27 protein-coding genes are annotated in these 25,831 nt (G+C 68.6%); 16 read left to right on the top strand and 11 right to left on the bottom strand.

Annotated features, from left to right (window positions below):
• Positions 1 to 4 precede the first annotated feature (4 nt).
• The 7 genes from dusB (at position 5) to hflX (ending at position 9,032) form a co-directional block, all read left to right on the top strand.
• Positions 5 to 1,003 (top strand): tRNA dihydrouridine synthase DusB, encoded by a 999-nt coding sequence (gene dusB / locus BRX43_RS01760; protein ID WP_125993116.1) that lies wholly within the window; start codon positions 5 to 7, stop codon positions 1,001 to 1,003.
• Positions 990 to 2,054 (top strand): ATP-binding protein, encoded by a 1,065-nt coding sequence (locus tag BRX43_RS01755; RefSeq protein WP_241214708.1) that lies wholly within the window; start codon positions 990 to 992, stop codon positions 2,052 to 2,054. Before dusB ends, BRX43_RS01755 begins: the two co-directional genes overlap by 14 nt.
• Complete coding sequence (ntrC, locus tag BRX43_RS01750; RefSeq protein ID WP_125993114.1) at positions 2,051 to 3,466, top strand: nitrogen regulation protein NR(I); 1,416 nt, start codon at positions 2,051 to 2,053, stop codon at positions 3,464 to 3,466. Before BRX43_RS01755 ends, ntrC begins: the two co-directional genes overlap by 4 nt.
• A 54-nt stretch (positions 3,467 to 3,520) precedes the next feature.
• Entirely contained in the window at positions 3,521 to 5,755 is a 2,235-nt protein-coding gene (locus BRX43_RS01745) for an ATP-binding protein (RefSeq protein WP_125993113.1), read from the top strand.
• 4 nt (positions 5,756 to 5,759) lie between these two features.
• Positions 5,760 to 7,133 (top strand): sigma-54 dependent transcriptional regulator, encoded by a 1,374-nt coding sequence (locus BRX43_RS01740; RefSeq protein WP_125993112.1) that lies wholly within the window; start codon positions 5,760 to 5,762, stop codon positions 7,131 to 7,133.
• Between the two features lie 124 nt (positions 7,134 to 7,257).
• Positions 7,258 to 7,749 (top strand): RNA chaperone Hfq, encoded by a 492-nt coding sequence (gene hfq, locus BRX43_RS01735; RefSeq protein ID WP_125993111.1) that lies wholly within the window; start codon positions 7,258 to 7,260, stop codon positions 7,747 to 7,749.
• Complete coding sequence (gene hflX, locus BRX43_RS01730) at positions 7,746 to 9,032, top strand: GTPase HflX (protein ID WP_125993110.1); 1,287 nt, start codon at positions 7,746 to 7,748, stop codon at positions 9,030 to 9,032. Before hfq ends, hflX begins: the two co-directional genes overlap by 4 nt.
• Before the next feature lie 41 nt (positions 9,033 to 9,073).
• On the opposite strand, the gene BRX43_RS01725 is transcribed toward hflX, so the two are convergent.
• Both BRX43_RS01725 and BRX43_RS01720 read right to left on the bottom strand, forming a co-directional pair.
• A complete protein-coding gene (locus BRX43_RS01725; protein WP_125993109.1) occupies positions 9,074 to 9,427 on the bottom strand; it encodes a PEPxxWA-CTERM sorting domain-containing protein in 354 nt (117 codons plus the stop codon).
• Positions 9,427 to 9,627 carry a hypothetical protein gene (locus BRX43_RS01720; RefSeq protein WP_125993108.1) on the bottom strand — a complete coding sequence of 67 codons (201 nt, stop codon included), beginning with the start codon at positions 9,625 to 9,627 and terminating at the stop codon, positions 9,427 to 9,429. Before BRX43_RS01720 ends, BRX43_RS01725 begins: the two co-directional genes overlap by 1 nt.
• A 508-nt stretch (positions 9,628 to 10,135) precedes the next feature.
• Between BRX43_RS01720 and BRX43_RS01715 the strand changes: the two genes are divergently transcribed.
• Together BRX43_RS01715 and BRX43_RS01710 are read left to right on the top strand one after the other, a co-directional pair.
• Positions 10,136 to 10,417, top strand: coding sequence for a hypothetical protein (locus tag BRX43_RS01715; RefSeq protein ID WP_125993107.1), 282 nt, complete (start codon positions 10,136 to 10,138; stop codon positions 10,415 to 10,417).
• Complete coding sequence (locus BRX43_RS01710; RefSeq protein WP_125993106.1) at positions 10,417 to 10,596, top strand: hypothetical protein; 180 nt, start codon at positions 10,417 to 10,419, stop codon at positions 10,594 to 10,596. Before BRX43_RS01715 ends, BRX43_RS01710 begins: the two co-directional genes overlap by 1 nt.
• An 11-nt stretch (positions 10,597 to 10,607) precedes the next feature.
• Here the strand turns inward: BRX43_RS01710 and BRX43_RS01705 are convergent, their stop codons facing one another.
• The 5 genes from BRX43_RS01705 to BRX43_RS01685 are packed head-to-tail and all read right to left on the bottom strand — an operon-like array spanning position 10,608 to position 13,135.
• Entirely contained in the window at positions 10,608 to 11,012 is a 405-nt protein-coding gene (locus tag BRX43_RS01705; RefSeq protein WP_125993105.1) for a hypothetical protein, read from the bottom strand.
• A complete protein-coding gene (locus BRX43_RS01700) occupies positions 11,009 to 11,350 on the bottom strand; it encodes a hypothetical protein (protein WP_125993104.1) in 342 nt (113 codons plus the stop codon). Before BRX43_RS01700 ends, BRX43_RS01705 begins: the two co-directional genes overlap by 4 nt.
• A gap of 42 nt (positions 11,351 to 11,392) precedes the next feature.
• On the bottom strand, positions 11,393 to 11,668 hold the full coding sequence (locus BRX43_RS01695; RefSeq protein WP_125993103.1) for a hypothetical protein: 276 nt from the start codon (positions 11,666 to 11,668) through the stop codon (positions 11,393 to 11,395).
• A gap of 39 nt (positions 11,669 to 11,707) precedes the next feature.
• Positions 11,708 to 12,145, bottom strand: coding sequence for a CoA-binding protein (locus BRX43_RS01690; protein WP_125993102.1), 438 nt, complete (start codon positions 12,143 to 12,145; stop codon positions 11,708 to 11,710).
• A 57-nt stretch (positions 12,146 to 12,202) separates the two neighbouring features.
• The gene (locus BRX43_RS01685) at positions 12,203 to 13,135 is read right to left on the bottom strand and encodes an Mrp/NBP35 family ATP-binding protein (RefSeq protein ID WP_125993101.1); all 933 of its coding nucleotides are present in this window, start codon (positions 13,133 to 13,135) and stop codon (positions 12,203 to 12,205) included.
• 71 nt (positions 13,136 to 13,206) lie between these two features.
• On the opposite strand from BRX43_RS01685, the gene BRX43_RS01680 reads away from it, so the two are divergent.
• The 5 genes from BRX43_RS01680 to BRX43_RS01660 all read left to right on the top strand — a co-directional run bounded on the left by BRX43_RS01680 (position 13,207) and on the right by BRX43_RS01660 (position 19,843).
• Positions 13,207 to 14,346: a protease modulator HflK gene (locus tag BRX43_RS01680; RefSeq protein WP_125993100.1), complete on the top strand. Its 1,140-nt coding sequence runs from the start codon at positions 13,207 to 13,209 to the stop codon at positions 14,344 to 14,346.
• 5 nt (positions 14,347 to 14,351) lie between these two features.
• Positions 14,352 to 15,206, top strand: a complete 855-nt coding sequence (locus tag BRX43_RS01675; RefSeq protein ID WP_125993244.1) for a protease modulator HflC — start codon at positions 14,352 to 14,354, stop codon at positions 15,204 to 15,206.
• A 107-nt stretch (positions 15,207 to 15,313) separates the two neighbouring features.
• The gene (locus BRX43_RS01670; protein ID WP_125993099.1) at positions 15,314 to 16,849 is read left to right on the top strand and encodes a Do family serine endopeptidase; all 1,536 of its coding nucleotides are present in this window, start codon (positions 15,314 to 15,316) and stop codon (positions 16,847 to 16,849) included.
• Between the two features lie 139 nt (positions 16,850 to 16,988).
• Complete coding sequence (locus BRX43_RS01665) at positions 16,989 to 18,596, top strand: helicase HerA-like domain-containing protein (protein ID WP_125993098.1); 1,608 nt, start codon at positions 16,989 to 16,991, stop codon at positions 18,594 to 18,596.
• Between the two features lie 14 nt (positions 18,597 to 18,610).
• Positions 18,611 to 19,843 carry a M20 family metallopeptidase gene (locus tag BRX43_RS01660; protein ID WP_206433065.1) on the top strand — a complete coding sequence of 411 codons (1,233 nt, stop codon included), beginning with the start codon at positions 18,611 to 18,613 and terminating at the stop codon, positions 19,841 to 19,843.
• A gap of 259 nt (positions 19,844 to 20,102) precedes the next feature.
• On the opposite strand, the gene BRX43_RS01655 is transcribed toward BRX43_RS01660, so the two are convergent.
• Genes BRX43_RS01655 through BRX43_RS01645 form a run of 3 tightly spaced genes read right to left on the bottom strand, consistent with a single transcriptional unit; the run spans position 20,103 to position 22,501 of the window.
• Positions 20,103 to 20,384 (bottom strand): CsbD family protein, encoded by a 282-nt coding sequence (locus BRX43_RS01655; protein ID WP_125993096.1) that lies wholly within the window; start codon positions 20,382 to 20,384, stop codon positions 20,103 to 20,105.
• 3 nt (positions 20,385 to 20,387) lie between these two features.
• A complete protein-coding gene (locus tag BRX43_RS01650; protein WP_241214707.1) occupies positions 20,388 to 21,500 on the bottom strand; it encodes an MBL fold metallo-hydrolase in 1,113 nt (370 codons plus the stop codon).
• Between the two features lie 32 nt (positions 21,501 to 21,532).
• Entirely contained in the window at positions 21,533 to 22,501 is a 969-nt protein-coding gene (locus BRX43_RS01645; RefSeq protein ID WP_125993094.1) for a 2-oxoglutarate and iron-dependent oxygenase domain-containing protein, read from the bottom strand.
• Between the two features lie 105 nt (positions 22,502 to 22,606).
• On the opposite strand from BRX43_RS01645, the gene BRX43_RS01640 reads away from it, so the two are divergent.
• Together BRX43_RS01640 and BRX43_RS01635 are read left to right on the top strand one after the other, a co-directional pair.
• Complete coding sequence (locus tag BRX43_RS01640) at positions 22,607 to 23,851, top strand: multidrug effflux MFS transporter (protein WP_125993093.1); 1,245 nt, start codon at positions 22,607 to 22,609, stop codon at positions 23,849 to 23,851.
• 58 nt (positions 23,852 to 23,909) lie between these two features.
• Complete coding sequence (locus tag BRX43_RS01635; protein WP_125993092.1) at positions 23,910 to 24,254, top strand: DNA primase; 345 nt, start codon at positions 23,910 to 23,912, stop codon at positions 24,252 to 24,254.
• Positions 24,255 to 24,390: 136 nt separating this feature from the next.
• Here the strand turns inward: BRX43_RS01635 and BRX43_RS01630 are convergent, their stop codons facing one another.
• Positions 24,391 to 25,683, bottom strand: coding sequence for a hypothetical protein (locus tag BRX43_RS01630; RefSeq protein ID WP_125993091.1), 1,293 nt, complete (start codon positions 25,681 to 25,683; stop codon positions 24,391 to 24,393).
• Between the last annotated feature and the right edge of the window lie 148 nt (positions 25,684 to 25,831).

Here is a 25,831-nt window from a genome sequence, read left to right as displayed (position 1 = left end):
CCTTATGCACAATTTCAAACCCATCCAGATCGGCCCCGTCCGGATCGATTGCCCCGTCGTGCTCGCGCCGATGACGGGCGTCACCGACATGCCGTTCCGCACCCTGGTCCGCCGCTACGGCTCGGGCCTCAACGTCACCGAGATGATCGCGTCGCAGGCGGCGATCCGCGAGACGCGCCAGTCGATCCAGAAGGCGGCCTGGCACCTGTCCGAGGAGCCGGTGTCGATGCAGCTCGTCGGCTGCACCCCCTATGAGATGGGCGAGGCGGCGAAGCTGGCCGAGGATCGCGGCGCGGCGATCATCGACATCAACATGGGCTGCCCGGTGCGCAAGGTGACCAATGGCGATGCCGGCTCCGCCCTGATGCGCGACCTGAAATTAGCGGCGCAGCTGATCGACGCGGTGGTGAAGGCGGTGTCCGCCCCCGTCACGCTCAAGATGCGGATGGGCTGGTGCCATGACAGCCTGAACGCCCCCGAACTGGCGCGCATCGCGCAGGACCTGGGCGCGCGGATGATCACCGTCCATGGCCGCACCCGCAACCAGATGTACAAGGGCCAGGCCGACTGGCGCTTCGTGTCCAAGGTGAAGCAGGCGGTCGACCTGCCGGTGCTGGTCAATGGCGACATCCTGACGATCGACGATTCGATCGCGGCGCTGGAACAGTCGGGCGCGGACGGGGTGATGATCGGGCGCGGCGCCTATGGCCGGCCCTGGCTGCTCGGGCAGGTGATGCATTTCCTGTCGACCGGCGAGCGGCGGCCGGACCCCGACCTGGACGAGCAATATGACGTGGTGGCGGAGCATTATGACGCCATGCTCTCGCACTATGGCACGGTCACCGGCGTCAACATGGCGCGCAAGCATATCGGCTGGTACACCAAGGGGCTGACCGGCTCGGCGGAGTTCCGCAACACCGTCAACCAGCAGCCGGACGCCGAGGTGGTGAAGCGGATGCTGGCCGAATTCTATGCGCCGTGGCGGCGGCGTGCGGCTGCCTGAACCCGGCGTCCGGGGCCGTCCGGGGTTCGCCGAACTGTTCGCCGCGCTGCCGGTCGCGGTGCTGGTGGTCGATCCCGATGACCGGATCGCCCATGCCAACGCCTTGGCCGAGCAGCTGCTCAACCTGTCCGAACGGGTGATGCTGGGGCAGCCGCTCGCCGCGATCCTGCCCCCGCCAGAGGCCGCGCAGGCGCATGACGGCCATGGCTTCGCCATCTACGATACCGAGATCGCGACCGCGCGGGGCGTGCGGATGCGCGTCGATTTCGTCGAGGCGATGGTCCCCGACCATCCCGGCTGGCGTACCGTGACGCTGCACAATGCCGCCGGCGCGCGCCGCTTCGCCACGGCGGGCGAGCGGGGGCCGGGCGCGCGCGCGGCGGTGGGGGCGGCGGCGATGCTGGCGCACGAGATCAAGAACCCGCTGTCGGGCATCCGTGGCGCGGCACAGCTGATGGGGGCGGGCGAGCTGACCCAGCTCATCACCACCGAGGTCGACCGGATCGCCGGGCTGATCGACCGGATGCAGGATTTCAGCGACACCCGCCCGCTGCCGATCGCGGGGGAGAACATCTACCCGCTGCTCGCCCATGCGCGCGGGGTGGCGCAGGCCGGCTTCGCGCGCGGCGTGCGGATCGAGGAACGCTACGACCCGTCGCTGCCGCCGGCCGCGATCAACCGCGACGCGGTGACCCAGATCCTGATCAACCTGTTGAAGAACGCGCGGGAGGCGGTGCGTGGCGAGCGTATGCCGTGCATCACCATGACCACCGCCTATCGCCACGGCGTGACCCGCGCGGGCGCGCCGGGCCAGCCGCGCGTGCCGCTGCCGATCGAGATCTGCGTGATCGACAACGGCCCCGGCGCACCCGCCGACATCGCCGAGCATCTGTTCGACCCCTTCGTCTCCAGTCGGCCGGAGGGGCAGGGGCTGGGTCTGGCCCTGGTCGACAAGCTCGTGCGCGACATGGGCGGCATCGTCCAATATGCGCGGGAGGGCGCGCCCGCCGCCACCGTCTTCCGCCTCCTGCTGCCGAGAGCCGTGCGATGAGCCATGTCCTGGTCTGCGACGACGATGCCGCGATCCGCACCGTGATCGCGCAGGCGCTGCGTCGCGAGGGGCATGTCGTCTCCACGGTCGACAGCCTGACCCAGCTCGACCGGGCGCTGGCGCGCGGCACGCCGGACGTGCTGCTGACCGATGTGGTGCTGCCCGATGGCGACGGCATCGACCGGATGAAGGAGGTGGCGGCGCGCCTGCCGAACCTGCCGATCATCGTGCTGTCGGCGCGCAACACGCTGACCACGGCGGTGCGCGCGGCGGAGCTGGGCGCCTATGAATATCTGCCCAAGCCGTTCGACCTCGACGTGCTGGCGCGCGCGGTGGCGGGCGCGCTGGCGCGGGGCGGGACGGCGGCGGAGAACGGCCAGCCGCCCGAGGACCCGGCGCTTCCCCTGATCGGCCGGTCGCCGGCGATGCAGCATGTCTATCGCGTGATCGCGCGCGTCGTCTCCAACGACCTGACCGTGCTGGTGTCGGGTGAATCGGGCACCGGCAAGGAACTGGTCGCCCGCGCCATCCACGATCTGGGCGGGCGGCGCGCCGCACCCTTCGTCGCGATCAACATGGCCGCCATCCCGCGCGACCTGATCGAGGCGGAGCTGTTCGGCCATGAGCGCGGCGCGTTCACCGGCGCGGGGCAGCGCAATGCCGGCCGCTTCGAACAGGCGGCGGGCGGCACGCTGTTCCTGGACGAGATCGGCGACATGCCGATCGACGCGCAGACGCGGCTGTTGCGCGTGCTCCAGACCGGCGAGTTCACCACGGTCGGCGGCGCGCGCACGATCCGCGCCGACGTCCGCATCGTCGCCGCCACCAACCGCGACCTGGAGGGTCAGGTGTCGGCCGGGCTGTTCCGCGAGGACCTGTTCTACCGCCTGAACGTCGTGCCGCTCGCGCTCCCTTCGCTGCGGGAGCGGGGCGAGGATGTCGCGCTGCTCGCCCGGCATTTCCTCGATCAGGCGGCGGCCCAGGGTTTGCCGCGCCGGCGCCTGTCGGAGGATGCGGTGGCGCTGCTGATCGCGCATGACTGGCCGGGCAATGTCCGCGAGCTGGAGAATCTGATGCGGCGGCTGGCGGTGTTGGCGCGCGATGCGGTGATCGATGCCGAGGCGATCCGGGGCCTGATGGGCGCGCCCCGCACCCCCAGCGAACCGGTCGAGGCCGGGTTCGAACCGGCGGTGCGCGCCTTGCTCGACCGGCTGGCGCGCGAGGCTCCGGCGCGGCTGGACGACGGTACGCTCTATGACTTGGTGATCGCCGAGGTGGAGCGGCCGCTGATCACGGCGATGCTGGCGCGCCATGGCGGCAACCAGCTGCGGGCCGCCCGCGCGCTCGGCATCAACCGCAATACGCTGCGCAAGCGGCTGGACGATTGGGGCATGGATTTACCGAAATCGTGATCGTCGGCAATTATGTGGTTTTCATGCAACATCTGACGTTGTAGGGCGGCCAGGATGATCGCTGCCGCGACGCCAGACCTGACCGACGAAGCGCCCGTGCGGCGGTTTACGGTGACGCCCGCGATCGAACTCGCGGTGCTGGCGGTGGCGGTCGCGATCGGTATCGCCAGCTATTTCATCGTCTCGCGCGCCGGCGCCTCGCAGCAATTCATCGCGCCGCCCCTCCTCGCGCTGCTGCTCGTCGCCAATCTGGTGCCGGGGATCGGCATCCTGATGCTGATCGGCCGGCGGATCGCCCGGCGGCGGGCGGCGCGCTCGCCGATCGGCGGATCGGGACAGCTGCACGTCCGCCTGGTCGCGCTGTTCTCCGCCGCGGCCGCGATCCCGATGCTGCTGGTGACGATCGTCGCGTCCCTGTTGTTCCAATATGGCGTCGAATTCTGGTCGTCGCAGCGCGCCCAGTCGATGCTGAACAACGCCGCCAGCCTGGTGCGCGAGAATTACGAGAAGGAAATCCAGCGCGTCGCCGACGAGACGCGGGCGATGAGCCTCGATCTCGCGCTCTACCTTCGCCAGATGCCGATCGACAGCAAGCGCTTCTCCGAAGGCCTGGCGGTGCAGACCTTCCAGCGCGAATTGTCGGAGGCGATGATCGTCCGCCGCGACGAGAAGGACCCGCTGATCGTCCTCAACCCCTATGGCCGGCCGATGGAGAATATCGTCACGCCGGCGATGATGCAGCAGATCGACCGGGGGGCGCCCGTCGCCACCGAGCAGTTCGCCGATCGTGCCGCCGCCCTGGTGCCGATCGACTATGGCAAGCACACCTATCTCTATGCGGCGCGGGTGTTCGACCAGCAACTGGCCACCCAGTTGCGGCGCGGCGACGCGATCGTGGCGGATTACCAGGCGTTGCAATCCCGGTCGCGCGCGTTGCAACTGCGCTTCAATGCGGCGCTGCTGATCCTGTCGCTGCTGATCGTCGGGCTGGCGGTGTGGATCGCGCTCAGCATCGCGGACCGGCTGGTCCGCCCGGTCGGCGCGCTGGTCGATGCGGCGCGACGGGTGGAGGGGGGCGATCTCAGCGCCCGCGTGCCCGGCCCGCACGACCGCGACGAGGTCGGCACGCTGGCCAGCGCGTTCAACCAGATGACCGGGCGGCTGGAGGAGCAGAATACCGAGCTTCGCACCGCCAACGACCAGCTCGAATCGCGCCGCTCGCTGATCGAGGCGGTGATGGCGGGCGTGTCGGCGGGCGTCGTGTCGACCGGCGCGGACCGGGTGATCCGCATCGCCAACGCCTCGGCCATCGCTTTGCTGGGGCGGGATGCGGACGGGGTGCTCGGCCGCCCCTTGCGCGATGTCGCGCCCGAGCTCGACGCGCTGGTCGACGGCGCCGTGCGCGAGGCGGTGGTGCAGGTCGGGCAGGACGGGCCGCCGCGCACCCTGGCCGTCCGCATCGCGCGCACCGCGACCGGGCCGATCCTGACCTTCGACGACGTGACGCAGCAGCTGGTCGACCAGCGCCGCGCCGCCTGGTCCGACGTGGCGCGACGGATCGCGCACGAGATCAAGAACCCGTTGACCCCCATCCAGCTCGCCGCCGAGCGGCTCCAGCGCCGGTATGGCAGCCGGATCGAGGCGGATGACGGCACGTTCGAACGGCTGACCCAGACGATCGTCCGGCAGGTCGGCGACCTGCGGCGGATGGTCGACGAATTCTCTTCCTTCGCGCGGATGCCCAAGCCGGTGTTCCGCGAGGAATCGCTGGTCGCCGCCGCGCAGGAGGTGATGTTCCTGCACGAGGTCGCGCATCCCGCCATCCGCTTCACGCTGCTGCACGACGCGGACGATCCGATGATGCTGGTCTGCGACCGCCGCCAGATCGGCCAGGCGCTCACCAACATCGTCAAGAACGCGGTCGAGGCGATCGAGGGGCGCGAGGGCGCGACCGATGGCGCGGTCACCATGACGCTGGCGCGCGAGCCGCGCGGCGAGGTGAGCGTGACGGTGGCCGACAACGGCATCGGCCTTCCGCCGGCGCGCGAGCGGATCGTCGAACCCTATATGACGACACGGGCGCGCGGCACCGGGCTTGGCCTCGCGATCGTCAAGAAGATCGTCGAGGAGCATATGGGCACGATCGGGTTCGCTGATCGCGCGGGCGGCGGCACGGTCGTGACGCTGATGTTCGACGCTGGGCATCTGGCGATGCTCGACCAGGGCGATGCCGCGCCCGAACCGACCGGCGAGGGACCACTCGCCGCCTTGACCACCAACCGGACATGATCTGATGCCAATCGATATTCTCGTCGTCGACGACGAACTGGACATTCGCGAACTGGTCGCCGGCGTGCTGGAGGACGAGGGATATGGCACGCGCGGTGCCGGCGACAGCGACTCCGCGCTGGAGGCGATCGCCCAGCGCCGACCGTCGCTGGTGCTGCTCGACGTATGGTTGCAGGGCTCGCGGCTCGACGGGCTGGAACTGCTCGACGAGATCAAGCGGCGCGACCCGTCGATCCCGGTACTGGTCATTTCCGGTCATGGCAGCCTGGACACGGCGGTGGCGGCGATCCGCAAGGGCGCGGCGGACTTCATCGAGAAGCCGTTCGAGGCGGAGCGGCTGTTGCTGATGGTCGCGCGCGCGACCGAGACGGAGCGGTTGCGGCGCGAGGTCGCGTCGCTGCGCAGCCTGGCCGCGCGCGACACCGACCTGACCGGCAGCTCGGGCGCGATCAACGGCGTCCGCGCGACGCTGAAGCGCGTGGCGGGCACCGGCAGCCGCGTGCTGATCATGGGCCCGGCCGGCGTCGGCAAGGAGGTGGCGGCGCGGCTGCTGCACGGCTGGAGCCAGCGGGCGACCGGTCCCTTCGTGATCGTCAGCGCCGCGAACATGACGCCGGAGCGGGTCGAGGAGGAATTGTTCGGCGTGGAGGAGGGGGGCGACCTGGTCCGCCCTGGCCTGCTCGAACAGGCGCATGGCGGCACGCTGTTCCTGGACGAGATCGCCGACATGCCGATCACCACGCAGGCGCGCATCCTGCGGGTACTGACCGATCAGAGCTTCACCCGCGTCGGCGGCAGCCGGGTGGTCAAGGTCGACGTCCGCGTCGTCTCCGCCACCGCGCGCGACCTGACCGAGGAGATCGCCGGGGGCCGGTTCCGCGAGGACCTCTACTACCGGTTGAACGTGGTGCCCGTGGTGATCCCGCCGCTGGCCGACCGGCGCGAGGACATTCCGCCGCTCGTCCATCATTTCCTCACCCATTATGCCGGCGAGCGCCGGGTGCCGACGCCGGAGGTCGCGCCCGACGCGATGGTCGCGCTGCAATCCTACGAATGGCCGGGCAATGTCCGCCAGCTGCGCAACGTCGTCGAGCGTACGATCATCATGGCGCCGGGCGACCGGATCGGTCGCATCGACCTCGACCTGCTGCCGGCCGAGGTGCTGGGCAGCGACCGGGGCGGCGACCATGGCCCCTCCGCGATCATGGGCGCGCCGCTGCGCGAGGCGCGCGAAAGCTTCGAGCGGGAGTATCTGCGCGTCCAGATTCGCCGCTTCTCCGGGAACATTTCACGCACCGCGAGCTTCATCGGCATGGAACGGTCGGCACTCCACCGGAAGCTCAAGCTGCTCGGCATCACCGATACGCGCGAAGAGTGACCGGCTGGACGATCCGGCCGCTACAACGCTAAGAAGAAGGGGCCGGCCGTCAAGGCCGGGCGTCCGACGCCGGACAACGGCGCACTCCTGCGGGCCACGGCCCGCCAACAAGAAGGGCTTGTTCATGGCCGAAAAGCAATCCTCGCTGCAGGACCTGTTCCTCAACGCGTTGCGCCGCTCCAAGACTCCGGTGACGATGTTCCTGGTCAAGGGCGTGAAGCTGCAGGGCATCGTCACCTGGTTCGACAATTTCTCCGTGCTCCTGCGGCGCGACGGCCAGTCGCAGCTGATCTACAAGCACGCCATCTCCACGATCATGCCCGGCGGCGCGTTCGACGTCGATCCGATCATCGAGGCGGTCGGCGAGAACCAGCGCAAGTCGCCGCTGCTCCAGGAACTGTTCCTGAGCGCGGTGCGCAAGTCCGAAGACAGCGTGACCATGTTCCTGATCAACGGCGTGATGCTGCAGGGTCAGATCGCCGGCTTCGACCTGTTCTGCATGCTGCTTCAACGCGAGGGCATGGTGCAACTGGTCTACAAGCACGCCGTCTCGACCATCCAGCCGGCCAAGCCGCTGAACCTGGCCGAGGAACAGGCCGAGGCGCAGGAAGATTGAGCAACGGTTTCGATCGCGACCGCGATGAATTCGCGCGCGGCGCGCGCGTCGTCGTGCTGCTGCCCGACCGGGGCGATTCGTCGCGTGACGCGGAAGCGCGGCTGGAGGAAAGCGCCGGCCTCGCCGCCGCGATCGGGCTGGAGGTGGTCGACCGCGTCGCGCTCAAGGTGCGCCAGCCGCGCCCGGCGACGCTGATCGGCAGCGGGCAGGTCGAGGAACTGGCGACCCGCGTCCGCATGGAGGAGGCGTCGCTGGTGATCGTCGATGCCGCCCTGACCCCGGTGCAGCAGCGCAATCTGGAGACAGGGCTGGGCGCGAAGGTGATCGACCGCACCGGCCTGATCCTGGAGATTTTCGGCGAGCGCGCGGCGACCGCCGAAGGGCGGTTGCAGGTCGAGCTCGCCCATCTCGACTATCAGGCCGGCCGCCTGGTGCGGAGCTGGACCCATTTGGAGCGGCAGCGTGGCGGCTTCGGCTTCCTGGGCGGGCCCGGCGAGACGCAGATCGAGGCGGACCGGCGGATGATCCGCGACCGCATGGCGCGGCTGCGGCGCGAACTGGACCAGGTGTCGCGCACGCGCGGCCTGCACCGCGACCGGCGACAGCGGGCGCCCTGGCCGGTGATCGCACTGGTCGGCTATACCAATGCCGGCAAGTCGACGCTGTTCAACCGGCTGACCGGCGCGCATGTCATGGCCGAGAACCTGCTGTTCGCCACGCTCGACCCGACATTGCGGCAGATCTCGCTGCCGGGGTTGGACAAGGCCATCCTGTCGGACACGGTAGGTTTCGTCTCCGATCTGCCGACCCAGTTGGTCGCGGCGTTCAAGGCGACGCTGGAGGAGGTGGTGTCCGCCGACCTGCTCGTCCATGTCCGCGACGTCGCCCATCCCGATACGGAGGCGCAGCGCGCCGATGTCGAGTCGGTGCTGGAGGAGATCGGCGTCGATCCCGCCACGCCCCGGTTCGAGGCGTGGAACAAGCTCGACCTGCTGGACGACGAACGCCGTGCCGAACTGCTGACGGCGGCGGAGCGACGCACCGATGTGCTCGCCATCTCCGCACTGACCGGCGAGGGGATCGACGATCTGTCCGTCAAGATCGCCGCCCGGCTGACCGCCGGCCATCGCCGCTATCACCTGACGCTCGATGCGGGCGACGGGGCGGGGCTGGCCTGGCTCCACGCGCATGGCGAGGTGGTGCGGCAGGAGACGGAGGAGCTGGAGAGCCATGTCGAGGTCCGCCTCGACCCGGCGGATTACGAGCGCTTTCTCCAGCGCTGAAATCAGTGGCGGGACGGACGATGCGCCGTCCCGCCATCCACTCAAGCGAGAGCGCTGGCCCCGCGCGCGCGCCGCCGCAGGGAAAGGCCGGTGAGGCCCAGGCCGGTCAGCATCAGCGCCCAGGTCGCCGGTTCCGGCACGGCCGCTGCCGTGATGTTGAAGGACACGCGTGTCGCGGTGTTGAACGACAGGCCCTGCCAGTTCACCCAGATATTGTTCTGGTCATAGCGGATGTTCGACGCCGTCAGTCCCGCCATGTTGCTCGAAGCGATGCTGGCGGTAAAATCACCAAGCGTTCCGTCCACGTCCCAGATTTTGAAGCCGTTGAAAGATGCCGGGTTCCAATAATTATTGACAATAAATGTAACGTCCAGTCCCGTATCGGTGAACGTCATTAGGAAATTTTTGGGAAATTTCCCTCTATGTTAATCGGGGTATGGCCATCGACGGTAACGATGGCGTCGGGATAGTATATGCTCCCGCTTTCGCTAGGAAATATATAGCGTGTCCCAATACGTTTTCCCAGCAATCCTTCGGCATGGGCTTGCCCACTTGCAATCAGAGAAAAGATACCAAGTACCGCGATCTTCTTCATGGTAAACACCCCGTTAAGTAATTTCACGGGCTCTGTTGGTGAAAAAGTCGATAAGGCGCAATCCGTAGGAACGCGGATGGTATATTTGCGTAGATAATGATTGTGTCAGTGTTTTATGTGTTGGGTGGCAACGGCTTAATGCCAAAGGCATGAATTTGGTACTGCTGGCGAAGGCGCTGGCTGGGTGGGGTAAGACCTCGGCGGAATCCGATTATTGCCGGTTGACCCTCGCCGGCTTTGCCCCCGACCAAGACAGTTAGAGCAAGATGACATCGGGCCGACCCAAGCCGTCATTGCGAGCGCAGCGAAGCAATCCACAACCGCGCACGTGACGCCCTGAATTGCTTCGCTGCGCTCGCACGGACGTTTCCCGGTTACGGTCGTGTCGTCGGGCTTGGGCACGTTGATCACTGCTTGCGGTGGCCGAGATTGGATCGACCATGGCCGCCCACTGCGTCATCGGACCCCTGATCGACGCGACGGCAACGCAGGACGGATCTTTGCCAATATGTCCCGTGCCGCAATCGGCCGCTCTCTCGTGCGCCGGTCGCTCGACCATCATTGGCCCGAAATTTCCGCTCATGCGTTAAAGACATTCAGCGAGGAGCGAGTGATGTCGGACGAACAGAAGAAGGATCAGGTTCCGGAGGCGTTCAAAGATACGGCCGATCGCAGCGTCGAGGCCGGGATTGCCGATGAGAGCGCCGCCTATGACCAGGCGATGGAGGACGATGACGCAGGCAAGTCGTCCGATCGGCCTTCCGCCGAGGACATGGGGGATTTCGCTTGATGGCCGCGACGACGATGGAGCGTGCCTTTCAGGTCGCGCGGGCCGGGCAATGCCGGACATTGGGCGATCTGCGTCGGACCTTGATCCGCGAAGGCTATGACAGTGTCCATGCACAGATTTCGGGCGGCAGCCTGACGCGGCAGCTTCGCGACCTGATGCGGGTCGCGGCGCAGGGCTAAATATGTCCGGCTTAGGGTTGCAGCCGGCCTTCCAGCGATGACGGCGCGGCGTCCAGTTCGATCGCGACGCGCTTCGACTTGTCCACCTTCGGCGCCAGGGCGCGGCGGATCGCATCGACCCCCGCCCTGGCGACGGGGATGATCGGCAGCATCACGCCGACCTGACAGCCCTGAAAGGCACAGGCGCCAGCGCCGGCATTCTCCAGGCCCGCGCGCGGATCGCCCGTCGGCTGACGCGGGATATCGGGTGGCGGACGCTCGTCGGGGAGCGGCAGGCGAGGGGGCGGGGCGCCGTTTCGGCCGCAGACGACGATCTGGTCGTCTGCCGAGCGGGCCGCGCAATCGTCCGCCAGGATCGAAAAGCTTTGCGGCACGGCAGGCGCGGCTTGAAGAACAAGAAGCAGCGCGGCGATCATTCGGCGAGGGGCCGCAGGCTGGTGCTGCCATTACGGCCCCCGGTCGTCATCGTCGCGCCGGCCATGCCGCCGCCGACCAGGAACAGGCTCTGGTCCTGGATCGGTGTCGTTCGGTGGAGCAATGCCTGACGCTCTTCGCTGACCGATCGGTGTGCGGGGTCGCCGGGTTCGACGACGGTCAGGGGCACTCGATAACGGTCGGCGGTGCGGCGACCGCAAACGGTGATCGTCCGGGCGGTCGCGGAGTCGCTGCAGCGCTGCTCGGCCGCGGTTTTCTCCAGGGCGGTGCGCAACAGCGTGTCGTCGGTCTGGGCGAGCAAGAGCAACACGGACAGCATCCACATCTCCCGCCGGAGGATTGTCGCGACGACGCTAGTCGATCAAGGCCAGTCCGTGAAGTCCGTCCGCAAGATCGTGCGCGGCCGGCTGGTGCAGAGCTTGCCGCCCACGGTGCGGCAATCGATGCCGGTGTCGCCAAAGGCGCGCGCCTTCATGTCGACCTCGGCCATGGGTTCGGAGTCGATGCGATACCGCGATCGGCGGGGCGGCTCGCCGCAGGTGGTTGTCGCGCAGCCGGGGTTGAGGCGACCCCGGGCCGCCTGGAGCAGGTGCGCCGCGTCCTGGGGCGCGGCGGTCATCAGAAACAAGGCGAGCATCGGTCCCTCCTGTCGAGGGCATGGATAACGCGATTGCGGTTAAGATGTTGCCTCGATCGGCGTCAGGCCGAGACGGGGAATGTCGATCGCCGGGCAGCGGTCCATCACCACCTTCAGGCCGGCTGCCTCTGCGCGGGCGGCGGCGGCCTGGTCGACGACGCCAAGCTGCATCCACACCGCCTTGGCCCCGATTGCGATCGCTTCATCCACCACCGCCCCGGCGGCGGCCGAGTTGCGGAAGATGTCGACGATGTCGATCGGGTCGCCGAGCTGCGCGAGCTCGCGGAACACGAACTCGCCATGGACATGCTCGCCGGTGATCTGTGGATTGACCGGGATGACGCGGTAGCCATGCCGTTGCAACGCGGCCATCACGCGATTGGATGGCCGGTCGGGGCGATCCGATGCGCCGACCAGCGCGATGGTCCGCGCCGATCGCAGCAGGTCGGCAATGTCGTCGTCGCTGGTCAGGGGCATGGCGTATCTCCGATGGGACCCGGATAACGCCCGTCCGTCATGCGCGGTTGCGCGGGCTCAGCGCCGGGCGAGCCAGTCGGCCACCTGCGCGGCGAGGGGGGCGAAGATACGATCGTCGTCCCGCGCCGCCGGCGGCTGTCCCGCGTCCGACGCCTCGCGGATATCGATCGCCAGCGGCACCCGGCCGAGAAAGGGCAGGCCGAGTTCCGCCGCCGTCGCTTCCGCCCCGCCGCGCCCGAACGGATCGGAGATCACGCCGCAGCTCGGACAGGCATAGCCCGCCATATTCTCGATCAGGCCGATGATCGGCACGCCCGCCTTGTTGAAGAAGTCGATCGCGCGGGTCGCGTCGATCAGCGCCAGGTCCTGCGGCGTGGACACGATCACCGCGCCCGCCGGCCGGTATTTCTGCACCATGGTCAGCTGCACGTCGCCGGTGCCGGGCGGCAGGTCCATGACCAGCGTGTCGGCCGTGCCCCAGGCTCCCTCGACCAGCTGCCCCAGCGCCCCCGCCGCCATCGGCCCACGCCAGGCGATCGCGCGACCGGGCTCGACCAGCTGGCCCATCGACAGCAGCGGCACGCCATAGCGGGTGGGGACGGGGATCAGCTGCTTTTCGATCGCCTCGGGCCGGATGCCCTCGGCCGCCATCAGGCGCGGCTGCGACGGGCCATAGATATCGGCGTCGATCAGGCCGACGCGGCGGCCGGCACGGGCGAGCGCGATGGCGAGGTTGGCGGAGACGGTCGACTTGCCGACGCCGCCCTTGCCGCTGGCGACGGCGATCAGGGCGCGGTTGACGCGCTCGGCGGTGACGATCACGCGCGCGGCGGGGGCGGCGGCGCGGACCTCCGCCTCCAGCCGCTCGCGTTCGGCGGGGGCGAGGCCGGTGGCGTCGAGCACCACGCCCATCCGCTCGCCATCCATGCGGATCGTCGCCCGCGAACCCGCGACGGAAAGCACCGCCGCCCTGCTTGCTTCACTGGTCATGCGGGCGGCCTTAAGCCGGCATCCCCGCCTTGGCACTGTTTTTCGTCGAACGGCCTTCCTATAGAGAGGATATGAGCATCTTCCCACGCTGGTCCAAGCGTCCGATTATCCTTGCTGCCGACAACTCCAAGGGACCGTGGGGAGGCGACGGCGGAACCCCCGGCGGCGGCGGCCCGCGCAATCCGTGGTCGGTGCCGCCGGGCGGTCGCAAGCCGGCCGGCGGCTCGGCCCGTCCGACCGCGCTGGACGATTTCCTGAAGCGCGCGCGGGGCGGCGGCGGCGGCGGAAGCGGCTTTCCCAGCCTGCCGCCCGGCGCCAATGCGCGGGTGCTGTGGGCGATCGGCGTCGGCATCCTGGTCGTGCTGTGGCTGCTCTTCACCTGCATCCACCAGATCGGCCCGCAGCAGCGCGGCATCGTCACCTATCTGGGCCGCTATGCCGGCACCCTGTCGCCCGGCGTCCAGGTCACGCCGCCCGCACCCTTCGCCCGGGTGCAGGAAGTCGATGTCCAGCGTTTCCGCACCGAGAACTTCCCGCGCGGCGACGGTGTCAACCTGGCGCTGACCGGCGACCAGAATATCGTCGACCTGACCTATTCGGTGCGCTGGAACGTCGCCAATCCGCGTGACTATGTCTTCCAGCTCGCCCAGCCGGAGGAGACGGTGCGCGCAGCGGCGGAGAGCGCGATGCGCGCCGTGATCGCCACGACCACGCTCGACCAGGCGCTGGGCGGCGGCCGTACCGGGATCGAGCAGCGGGTGGCCGAGCTGACCCAGGCGATCCTGAACAGCTATCATTCCGGCGTGCGCATCCAGAGCGTATCGCTCAACCGCGTCACCCCGCCGGCGCAGATCGTCGACGACTTCAACAAGGTGACGGTGGCGCAGCAGGAGGCGGTGGCCGAGGTGAACCGCGCCAAATCCTATGCGCAGCAGGTCATCGCCCGCGCACAGGGCGAGGCCGCGCAGTTCGACCGCGTCTACAGCCAGTATCGCCTCGCACCCGAGGTGACGCGTCGCCGCATGTATTACGAGACCATGGAGGCCGTGCTGGCCAAGTCCGACAAGACGATCATCGAGGCCCCCGGCGTCATGCCCTATCTGCCCATTCCCAATGCGCGCCGCCTGACCGAGGCCGCGCCCGCCGCATCCACCCAGGGTTCGGCGGCGGCTCCGGCGCAGGGCCAGACCCAGTCGGGAGGCGGCCAGTGAGCGCGATGTGGAAGAACCCGATCGCGCTCGGCATCGCCGCGCTGGTGCTGGTGATCCTGGCGGCCGCGACCTTCGCGATCGTGCCGGAGACGGAGCAGGCGGTCGTCTATCGACTCGCCCAGCCGATCCGCGTCGTGAACCGCGCGGCGCTGCCCGGCCGGCCGGCGACGGATGAGGCCGGTCTGGTCGTCCGCGTGCCCTTTCTCGACCGGATCGTCCGGGTCGACAAGCGCGTGCGCAACCTGGACCTGGAGAATTCGCAGGTCCTGTCCACCGACCAGCGCCGTCTCAACGTCGACGCCTATGCCCGTTACCGGGTGGTCGATCCCCGCCTGATGCTGGCGACCGCCGGCGACGAGGAGGGTGTCGAGAACCAGCTTCGCCCGCTCTTCGCCTCGACGCTGCGCAACGAGCTGGGCAAGGTGTCCTTCGCCTCGCTGCTCACCCCGGAGCGGACCGAGTTGATGGAAGCGATCCAGACCGGCCTCGACCGCCGTGCGCGCCAATATGGCGTCGAGATCGTGGACGTCCGCATCAAGCAGGCGGAGCTGCCCGACGGTACGCCGTTGCAAAGCGCGCTCGACCGGATGCGCACTGCCCGCCAGCAGGAGGCGATCACCATCGCCGCCGAGGGCCAGCGCCAGGCGCAGGTCGTCCGCGCCGATGCCGATGCCGAGGCGTCGCGCATCTACGCGCAGAGTTTCGGCCAGGATGCTGGATTCTATGACTTCTATCGGGCGATGCAGTCCTATCGTCGCACTTTCGGGGCGGATGGCACGCCGGATCAGAAGGGTTCGACCAACTTCATCCTGTCGCCGAACAATTCCTATCTTCGGGAGTTCGAGGGACGAGGCCGGTGATCCTGTCACGGCCATGATCTTGCGGTCCGTTCATATTCAACCGTCGTTCAGCCGATTTGGGCGATAGATCGTCCGGTTCGAACGACGAACGAGAGGAACTAGCTTCAGTGCGCTACGCCTACGCCATTACCAGTGCGCTTCTGCTTGGCGGTGCGACCGCCACCCTGGCCTTGCAGCCGACCGTCGCGCAGACCGCGCAGAACGAGCCGGGCACGATCCAGGCGTCCGCGCCCCGTGCGGGCGCGCCGATGAGCTTCGCCGACCTGGTCGCGAAGCTGCAACCGGCCGTGGTCAACATCTCGACCAAGCAGACGATCGTCCAGCAGACCCAGGCCAATCCGTTCGCCGGCACGCCCTTTGCCGATCTGTTCGGCGGTGGTGGCAGCGGCGCGCCGGTGAAGCGCGAGGGCCAGTCGCTCGGCTCGGGCTTCATCATCTCGCCCGATGGGTATGTCGTGACCAACAATCACGTGGTCGCGCCTGGCGCGCGCGGCGCACAGGTGGATTCGATCACGGTCATCCTGCCGGACCGCAAGGAATATACCGCCAAGCTGATCGGGCGCGATCCGGATTCGGACCTCGCGCTGCTCAAGATCAACGCGACCAACCTGCCCTTCGTCAAGTGGGGCGACAGCTCGCGGACCCGCGTCGGCGACTGGGTGGTGGCGATCGGCAATCCGTTCGGCCTGGGTGGCACCGTGACCGCCGGCATCGTCTCCGCCGTGCACCGCGTGACCGGCCAGGGCGGCGCCAACGACCGGTTCATCCAGACCGACGCGGCGATCAACCAGGGCAATAGCGGCGGCCCGATGTTCGACCTGAACGGCAACGTCATCGGCATCAACTCGCAGATCCTGGGCTCGCAGGGCGGCGGCAATATCGGCATCGGCTTCGCCATTCCGGCGGAAGAGGCCAAGCCGATCATCGCCACGCTGATGAAGGGCGAACCGATCAAGCGCGGCTATCTGGGCGTGCAGCTCGGGCCGGAGGTGAATGGCGACGTCGCGGCGGCGCTCGGCCTGCCCAAGAACCGGGGCCAGGTGATCGCGGGCGTGACCGCCGGCGGCCCGGCGGCGAAGGGCGGCTTGCGCGCCGGCGACGTGGTGACCGAAGTCAACGGCCAGGCGGTGACGCCCGACCAGACCCTGTCCTATCTGGTCGCCAATATCGATCCCGGCCAGACCGCGCGCCTGGGCGTGATCCGCGCGGGCAAGCCCGTCAACGTGAACGTCGCGGTCGCCGCGCGGCCGACCCAGGAGCAGCTCGCCGCCGAGATCAATGGCGGCGCGGACGGTTTCGGCAGCGATGATGACGGCGACGACGATGCGGCGACCACCGCGCCGGCCAGCGGCAACCCGCTGGGCCTGGCGGTGCAGCCGCTGACCCCGGCGATCGCGCGTGCGGTGGGAGTCGACACGACCGTGCAAGGCGTGGTCGTCGCCGCGGTCGATCCGACCAGCGACGCCGGACAGAAGCTGAAGCGCGGCGACGTGATCCAGTCGATCAACGGCACGCCGGTCCGCACGGTCGCCGAGGTCGCGGCGGCGGTGACGGCGGCGAAGGGAGCGGGGCGCAACACCGTGTTGTTGCAGATCGCACGGCAGCGGATGAGCAACTTCATTCCGGTGAAGCTGAAGAGCTGATCGGCTCCGGCCTTACGCGATCCAGACGGGGCCGTCGTCCAATCCGGGCGGCGGCCCCGTTCGACATCTGTAATGCTTCAACTTGCTCGCCAGACGTTTTAGGGTCATCCCGTTCAGCACCCATGAAAAGGGATCGGGCATGACGGACGGCATCTTCATCGGTCTGGGCGGCGGCCGGCCGCAGCGGCTCGACTTGAAGCGTGCCAATCGCCACGGCCTGATTGCGGGCGCGACCGGCACCGGCAAGACCGTGACGCTGCAGGGGATCGTCGAGGGGTTTTCGGCGGCGGGCGTGCCGTGCTTCGTCGCGGACGTGAAGGGCGATCTGTCCGGCCTCGCCATGGCCGGTTCGGCGACCGCGAAGACGCATGAGGCGTTCGCGGCCCGCGCGACGGAGATCGGCTTCACCGACTGGGCCTATCGCGCCATGCCGGTGCAGTTCTGGGACCTGTTCGGGCAGCAGGGCCATCCCGTCCGCACCACGGTCAGCGAGATGGGTCCCCTGCTCCTGTCGCGGCTGATGGACCTGAACGACGTGCAGGAGGGGGTGATGACCATCGCCTTCCACGTCGCCGACGAAGAGGGGCTGTTGCTGCTCGACCTGGACGATCTCCAGGCGATGCTGGCGCATTGCGCCGAGCGGGCGGCGGAGCTGTCGACCCGCTATGGCAATGTCAGCAAACAATCGATCGGCGCGATCCAACGGGCACTGCTGCAATTGCGATCGCAGGGCGCGGAGCATTTCTTCGGCGAGCCGGCGCTGGCGCTGACCGACCTGATCGCGCTGGACGACCGGGGGCAGGGGGTGGTCAACATCCTGGCCGCCGACAAGCTGATGGCCAGCCCGAAACTCTATTCCACCTTCCTGCTATGGCTGATGAGCGAGTTGTTCGAGCAGCTGCCGGAAGTGGGCGACCCCGACAAGCCGGTGCTCGCCTTCTTCTTCGACGAGGCGCATCTGCTGTTCGACGATGCGCCCAAGGCGTTGCTCGACAAGATCGAGCAGGTCGTCCGGCTGATCCGCTCCAAGGGCGTCGGTATCTATTTCATCACCCAGAACCCGATTGACATTCCCGACAGCGTGGCGGGGCAGCTCGGCAACCGCGTGCAGCATGCGCTGCGGGCGTTCACGCCACGCGACCAGGCGGCGGTGCGCGCGGCGGCGACCACCTTCCGCGCCAATCCCGGTGTCGACGTGGCGAGCGCGATCACCGAGCTCAAGGTCGGCGAGGCGTTGGTGTCGCTGCTCCAGGCGGATGGCTCCCCCTCGCCAGTGGAACGGACGCTGATCCGCCCGCCATCCAGCCGGGTGGGGCCGGTCACGCCGCCGGAGCGCAGGCTGCTGGTCGAGACGGACGCAATCGGCGATCGTTACGACGTCCTGGTCGACCGCGAGTCGGCGGAGGAGATGCTCGCGGCGAAGACCGAGGAAGCCGCCGCCTCCGCCGCGGCCGCCAAGGCGCAGGGCGAGGAGGCCAAGGCCGAAGCGGTCCGCCAGCGCGATGCCGCGCGCGCGGCGCGCGAGGCGGCGCAGGCACAGCGCGCGGCGGACCGGGAGTCGGCGGACTCGCCCTGGGCCAAGGCGGCGAATTCGGCGATGCGCTCCGCCTCGTCCTCGATCGGGCGGCAGGTGGCGAATGAGATCGGTCGGCAGGTGTTCGGCACCAGGCGTAGCCGGAACAGTGGCGCGGGCGGCTTGATCGGGCAGATCGCGCGTGGAGTCTTGGGCGGATTGTTCCGCGGGTAGATATGGAGGCGATGATGTTGGACGGTGAGACCCGGGGCGGATGGGACGAGGCGGCGGAGGCGGTGTTCGAGGAGGTCGTCGCGCTGCGCCGCGCCATCCATGCCGAACCGGAAATCGGCCTCCATTGTCCGCTGACCAGCGCCAAGATCAAGGCGGCGCTCGCCGGCCTGCCGCTGGAGGTGCGCGAGGGGACGTCGACCACCGGTTTCGTCGCGATCCTGCGCGGCGGCGCGGCCGCGACCGGTGCGGGCAGCAATGCGCGCACCGTTCTGCTGCGCGGCGATATGGACGCACTGCCGATGACCGAGGAGACCGGGCTGCCCTTCGCCAGCACGATCGACGGGCGGATGCATGCCTGTGGTCATGACACGCATACCGCCATGCTGGTCGGTGCGGCCAAAGCCCTGTCGGCGCGGCGCGACGAACTCGCCGGCACGGTCGTCTTCATGTTCCAGCCGGGCGAGGAGGGCTATCACGGCGCGCGCTTCATGATCGAGGACGGGCTGCTCGCCGATCCCGCACCCGACGCCGCCTTCGCGCTGCACATCTCGCCCAATGCGCCGTCCGGGCTGGTCGTCGGTCGGCCCGGAACGATCATGGCCTCGGCGGACACGCTCCACGCGCGGATCATCGGACGCGGCGGCCATGCCGCCATGCCGCATGAGGGTCTGGACCCGATCCCCGTCGCCTGCGAGATCGTGACCGCGCTCCAGGTCTATATCGCCCGCCAGGTGGCGGTGACCGACCCGGCGGTGCTGTCGATCACGAAGATCCAGGCGGGCACCGCGCATAATGTCGTGCCCGGCGAGGCGACGTTGCTCGGCACGTTGCGGACGCTGTCGGAGGCGACGCGGATCCAGTGCCAGGCGGCGTTCAAGCGGATCGTCGAGAATATCGCCGCCGCCCATGGCTGCACGTCCGAGGCGTGGATCGATGCCGGCTATCCGGTGACCGCCAATGATCCGCGTGGCAGCACGCTGCAACAGGCGGTGGCGACCGAGCTGTTCGGCGAGGGGGGCTGGCAGACCATGCCCAAGCCGATGATGGGCGCGGAGGACTTCTCCTATGTGCTGCGCGCGGTGCCGGGGGCGTTCGCCTTTATCGGCGCGGCGCCGGAGGGAAGCGATCCGGCAACCAACCCGCCGCTGCACAATACGCGCATGACGCTCGACGAGCGGGTGATGGCGCGGGGGGTCGCGATGCACTGCGCGACGGCGACGCGATTCCTGGACAGGGGGTTCGACTAAGCCTCGATCTCACGGGAAGCCGTGGTGGGCCGGAATGCGGCGGGGCGTCCGTCGGTCTACGCCGTGCGGTGATTTTCTCCGTCCTTCTGCGTACCATCCCGATGGAGGGACAGGGACGGGTTACGCCGTCACCCCCGGAAGGCCGGCTCGGCCCAAGGACCGAACATCCGGCCCGTGAACGGGCAACGCCGGCCGGCTCCCTCGGGAACCGACCGGCGTCGCCAGCGATCGGCCGGACCGAAGCCCGGCCCGGAGCCGCTTACTTGCCGCGCAGCGTGTTCAGCACCGCGAGGCCGACCACGCCGGCCAGCGCCGCCGTCGCCCAGGGGCGGGCCTGCGCGAAGCCCTTTGCCTTGTCGACCAGCGGGCCGGGATTGGCGATCGCGTCCTTGGCGGTGCCGGCGAGCTGCTTGGCATTGCCGGTGAGCTGATCGGCCAGACCTTCGTGCTTCAGCGACTGGTCGCCGGTGGCGCTGCCGATGGCTTCCTTGACGTTGCCGCCGAGATCCTGCGCCTGACCGGACAAGGTGGTGGTGTTCATCGCTTACGCTCCTGATTGCGCCTTCGGAACGGAAGGCTGTTGCGGTGCGGGAACGTATCGGATGCGATTTGGTGCCATGGCGGTCGTATCGGTGACGGACATGTCACCGATCGTCCAGGTCGCGCCCGCCTCCGTCGCGCGGAAGCGGTCGGCGGCGATCCGCCGTTCGGCCAGCGTCGCACGCAGCACCTCGCGCGGCTGGTCGATCCCTTCCGAGGTCAGCTCGAACGTGCCCCAATGCACGCCCAGCGCCCAGGCCGCGCCCAGTTGCTGGAAGGCGGTGACCGCCTGGACCGGGCCGATATGATTGTCGGTCGCGCCGCCGCCGAAATGATAGGCCCCGATCGGCAGCAGCGCGAGCCGGACCGGCCCGTGCCGTCGCGCCTCGATGGCCCAGCGCATGTCGCCCTCGCCGGTATCGCCGGCATAATAGAGGTTGCCGCCGGGCAGCGTCACGGTGAAGCCGGTCCACAGCGTCTTGTTGCGGTCGCCGGGGCGATACTGGCTCCAGTGATGCGCGCGGTCGAGCCGGACTTCGATCCCCGGCCGCACCGCCACCCGGCCGCCCCAGTCGCGCGCCGCCGAGCGGATGCCGTAGCGGCGCAGGATCTGGTCGTTGCCCAGGCCGGTCACGATCAGCGGGCGGTCGCGTCGCCAGAGAAGGCCGAGCGTGCCGATGTCGAGATGGTCGAAATGATCGTGGCTGAGCAGGATCAGGTCGATCTTCGGCAGATCGGCCAGCCTGATGCCCGGCGCACGCACCCGCTTCACCCCGGCGAACCGCACCGGCGAGGCGCGCTGCGCCCAGACCGGATCGGTCAGGATGTTGAGGCCCTGGGTCTGCACCAGCACGCTGGCATGGCCGACCCAGGTGACCTGCATCGCCTGCCCCTCGACGCGGCGCGCGGGCACGGCCGGCGTAACCGGCACGCTGGCCGGCCAGCTGCGATAGGGCGGTTCCAGCAGATGTTCGAGCAGCGCCAAGGGCCCCTGGTTGCGTTCGCCGACCTTGCCATGGACACCGTCCGGATTGACGAAGCGCTGCCCGTTGAAATGGTCGCTGCGCGCGACCTTCGACAGGTCGATCGATGCGCAGCCGCCGGCCAGGAGTGGCAACAGGGTAAGCCACGCCCGGCCGGCCGACCCCGTCATTTCTTGATCAGCCCGATCTCGACCAGTCGCTCGTACAGATAGTCATGGGCGGTGATCGGGTTCGGATAGCGGTTCGGATTCTCCGCCGTGATCGTCTGCGGCAGCGTCTCGATCAGGAAGTCGGGGGCGGGGTGCAGGAAGAAGGGCATGGAATAGCGCGAATGGCCGCGCCGTTCCGGCGGCGGGTTGACGACGCGGTGCGTGGTCGAGGGCAGGACATGATTGGTCAGCCGTTGCAGCATGTCGCCGACATTGACAACCATCGCACCCTCCGGCGGCTTGATCGCCAGCCAGCGACCGGTATCGCGATCGAGCAGTTCCAGCCCTGCCTCCTCCGCACCGAGCAGCAGGGTGATGAGGTTGATGTCCTCATGCGCCCCGGCGCGCACCCCTTCGGCATCGACGGGGATGGGGGGATAGTGAAGCAGGCGCAGCACGCTGTTGCCGTCCTTCACCGCCCGGTCGAACCAGTCGGGGGCAAGGCCGAGATAGAGCGCGATGGCCGAGAGCAGCCGGTCGCCCGCCTGGTCGAAGGCGGCGAAAAGCTCGACGAACGTGCCCTTGAACCCTTCGGGCCGGGTCGGCCAGATGTTCGGGGCCATGACATCGGCATAGCGATGCCCGGCGGGCAGTTCGCGGCCGACATGCCAGAATTCCTTCAGATCGACGTGCTTCGCGTCCTTGGCGATTTCGGTCTTGAAGGGCGTGTAACCGCGCGCGCCGCCGCCGCCCGCCTGGTGATAGTCGCGCTTCTCCGCGTCGGGCAGCGCGAACAGCGCCCCGGTCTCGGCCCAGGCGCGGTCGATCAGCGGCTGCGGCACGCCATGATCCGCGACGATCGCGAAGCCGAAGCGCTTGAACGACTCGCCGAACGCGGTGGCGAAGCCTTGGGGGTCGCGCGCTTGGTCGGCAAGGCTCAGAGTCGGCACCGCCGCCGATCCGGCGGTGGAGGGGGTATCCAGCATTACAATGTCCTCTTTTATTCCGGTAACATATCGCCTTGGCGGGACCGGCGAAAGAGCGTGGGCCGCGATGGCGCGCACGGGACGAAGCCGCTAGGGCCACGGATCATGACCGCCCCGGACCAACCCGCGCCGACCCAAACCGCACCGGACCTGCCCGGCGCACCGATCGGCTTCGTCGAGTTCGTGGCGCTGGTCGCCGCGCTGATGGCGCTCGGCGCGCTCGGCACCGACGCGATGCTGCCGGCTCTGCCCGCGATCGGCGAGGCGTTGCACGTGGCGAGCGAGAACGACCGGCAGTTCGTGGTGTCGGCGTTCCTGGGCGGGTTCGGCGTGGCGCATCTGATCCATGGGCCGCTGGTCGATCGCTTTGGCCGGCGGCGCGTGCTGCTCTGGGCGATCAGCGCCTATATCGTCGCAAACGCGCTGGCGGCGGTGTCGGCCAGCTATCCGCTGCTGATCGCGGCGCGGCTGGCGGGCGGCGCGACGGTGGCGGCGACGCGGATCGCGACCGTGGCGCTGGTGCGCGACTGCTATCAGGGGCGGGCGATGGCGCGGGTCATGTCGATCGCCTTCATGGTGTTCATGGTGGTGCCGATCCTGGCCCCGACGGTCGGGCAGGCGGTGCTGCTGTTCGGCAACTGGCGGACGATCTTCTGGGTGATCGCGGGGACGGCGGCGGCGCTGCTCGCCTGGATCACGCTGCGCCTGCCCGAGACGCTGACGGCGGAGGCGACGCTGCCGATCCATCCGCGCCGCATCCTGTCGGGCTGGGGACATGCGCTGACCGACCGGGCCTCGATCGGCTATACGCTGGCGGCGACGATGCTGACCGGCAGCCTCTACGGCTATCTCAATTCGGTGCAGCAGATCATGTTCGACGTGTTCCGCCATCCCGCGCTGCTGGCGGCGGTGTTCGCGGGGACGGCGGCGACGATGGCGGCGGCGAACCTGCTCAACGCGCGGATCGTGATGCGGCTGGGCACGCGGCGCATCGCCCATTCGGCGACGGTGACGTTGATCCTGTTGTCCGGCCTGCACCTGGCGCTCGTCGAGCTGGGCCATGAGTCGATCGTGACCTTCTCGGTGCTCCAGGCGCTGACCATGGCGAGCTTCGGCCTCGCCAATTCGAATTTCTCGGCCATGGCGATGGAGAATATGGGCGCGATCGCCGGCACCGCGTCGAGCGTGCAGGGCTTCATCATGATCACCGGCGGCGTGCTGATCGGCGCGGTGATCGGGCAGGCGTTCGACGGCTCCACCGCGCCGATGGTGGCGGGGTTCGTGGTGACCGGGCTGATCGCGCTGGCCTGCGTCGCCCTGACCGAACGCGGCCGGCTGTTCGGCGCCTGACGGAACCCGGCCGCCGCCCGCGCCGTTCGATCCATCGTCATTGATGATGGAGAGCGACATGGGCGGACACCAGATTCCTGGACAGGGCACCGGCGACGATGGCTGGGACGAGGAAGGCTATGACGAGAGCCAGCGTGCGGAGATTCTGGAGGCGACGCGCGACGGGCCGACCGACGGCCTGGTGCTGACCGACCTGGATCCGGACCTGGGCGACGACGATGCCGAGGACGAGGCGATCGACGATCTCGACATGGATTCCGAGGAAGTGGGCGAGGCCGATCCCAATGCGGAGCCGGACGAGGCCGATATCGCCGAGGACGATGTCCAGGAGGAACTGGACGACGGGTCGATCGACGAGGACGAGGATCTGAGCGACGCGGACGATGCGGCCCTGCGACCCTAGATCACCGGACCGGCGCCGATGGGCGTGGGCTTCACCACGCTCCTTGGACCATCCGGCTTTCGGGTGAGGGGCCAGGCCCCCGGACAGTCAGGAAACATCGGGGACGACCGGCCGGTCGTCCCCGATTTTCGTAGGATCACGCCGCCGTGGCGGGCGCGTCCACATAGGCGGTCCACAGGGCCGCGATGCCCGAGCGCGGCGCGCCCTTCACCTCGGCGAAGGCGGCCTTGGCGCCGGCCTTGTCGCCCGAGCGGGCCAGCGCGATGCCGAGGCGGGTGTTCACCTCGTCCGCGTCGACGCCGCCCTTCTGCAAGGCGAGCCGATAGAGGGCGATCGCCTTGGGGAAGTTGTCCATGCCCAGATAGGCCTCGGCGGTGCTGGCGGCGAGGCGACCATTGGCGGCGGCGCTCGCCTTCGCCTCGATCGGGGCCAGCGAGCCTTCCTGCTTCGCCTTGGTGGTCGAGTCGGCGAGCAGCGCCTTGGCCATCGCATTGCCCGCCGGGATCTTGCCCGCGGCCATGCCTTCCTTCAGCACCGCCGCCGCTTCCGCCGGCAGACCCTTGCGCGACACGTCGTCGGCATATTCCAGATAATCGGTCTGGTCGGCCAGCGAGCGGGTGGCGCGCATCAGGCGGAACAGGTCGATCTTCTGCGCCTCGTCCAGCTTGGCGACCGAATTGCCCGCCATGCCATAGGTGACGATGGCGTCACGCCAGTTCTTCGACGTCGGATAGGCGGTGACGTATTTGGCGATCCAGCTGACCGTCTGCGGCCCCAGCTTCGCGGCATTGGCGCGCGCGATGCCGTAGCGATACACGTCCTCCGACCCCGGCTTGCCCGCCGCCGCATCGGCCGCGACCTGCGCTTCCAGGTCGGAAAGGCCGCCGGCCACGTCGCCGCTCGCCACCTTGGCCTGCGCGATCTGGAGGTTCACCTCCGGCGGCGCATAGCCGAGCTGCTTGGCCTGGTTGAAATACTGGATCGCGACCGGCCACTGCTTGCCGTTATAGGCCAGCGCGCCGCGACGATAGGCATACTTACCGCGATCGGCGGGCGGAGTCGCCGGATTGGCGATCAGCGCGTCGAGCGCCGGCGCCAGCGACGTCTCGTTGAGCGGCGCATTGGGGTTGGCCGCCTGCTGGTCGGCCAGCTTCTGGTTGGCGAGGTCGTAGTTCAGCGCCGCGACGATATATTTCTCGTCATCGTTCTTCGCGGCGGCGGTGGCGGCGGCCAGGTTGGTCTCGGCCGTCGCATAATCCTTGGCCTTGATCGCATCCTGGGCGGGCTTCGCGGCCTTCAGGAAGTCCGGGCTCAGCTTGGGGCCGGCGGGTTCTTCCTTCTTCTTGGCGATCGCAGGCGGGGTCAGCGCCAGCCCGGACACACCGGTCGTCAGCGCCAGGGCCAGCGCAAGCTTCGAGAAAGTCTTCAATGGATCTCTCCTGTTGGGCATCGACGCCCATGACGGCCGTCTATAGAGGCGGACGCGCGCCATCAAGCGAGGCGCAGCGGCTTGGTTCCATGACGAAGCGGGGCTGAACCGCGATTGAATGACGGTCGGGGCCGGCCTAGGGCGAGCG

Source organism: Sphingomonas sp. S-NIH.Pt15_0812 (assembly GCF_003951315.1).
GTDB lineage: Bacteria > Pseudomonadota > Alphaproteobacteria > Sphingomonadales > Sphingomonadaceae > Sphingomonas.
Note: the sequence above shows the minus strand (reverse complement) of the source record. Positions and strands in the feature narration are given on the sequence as shown.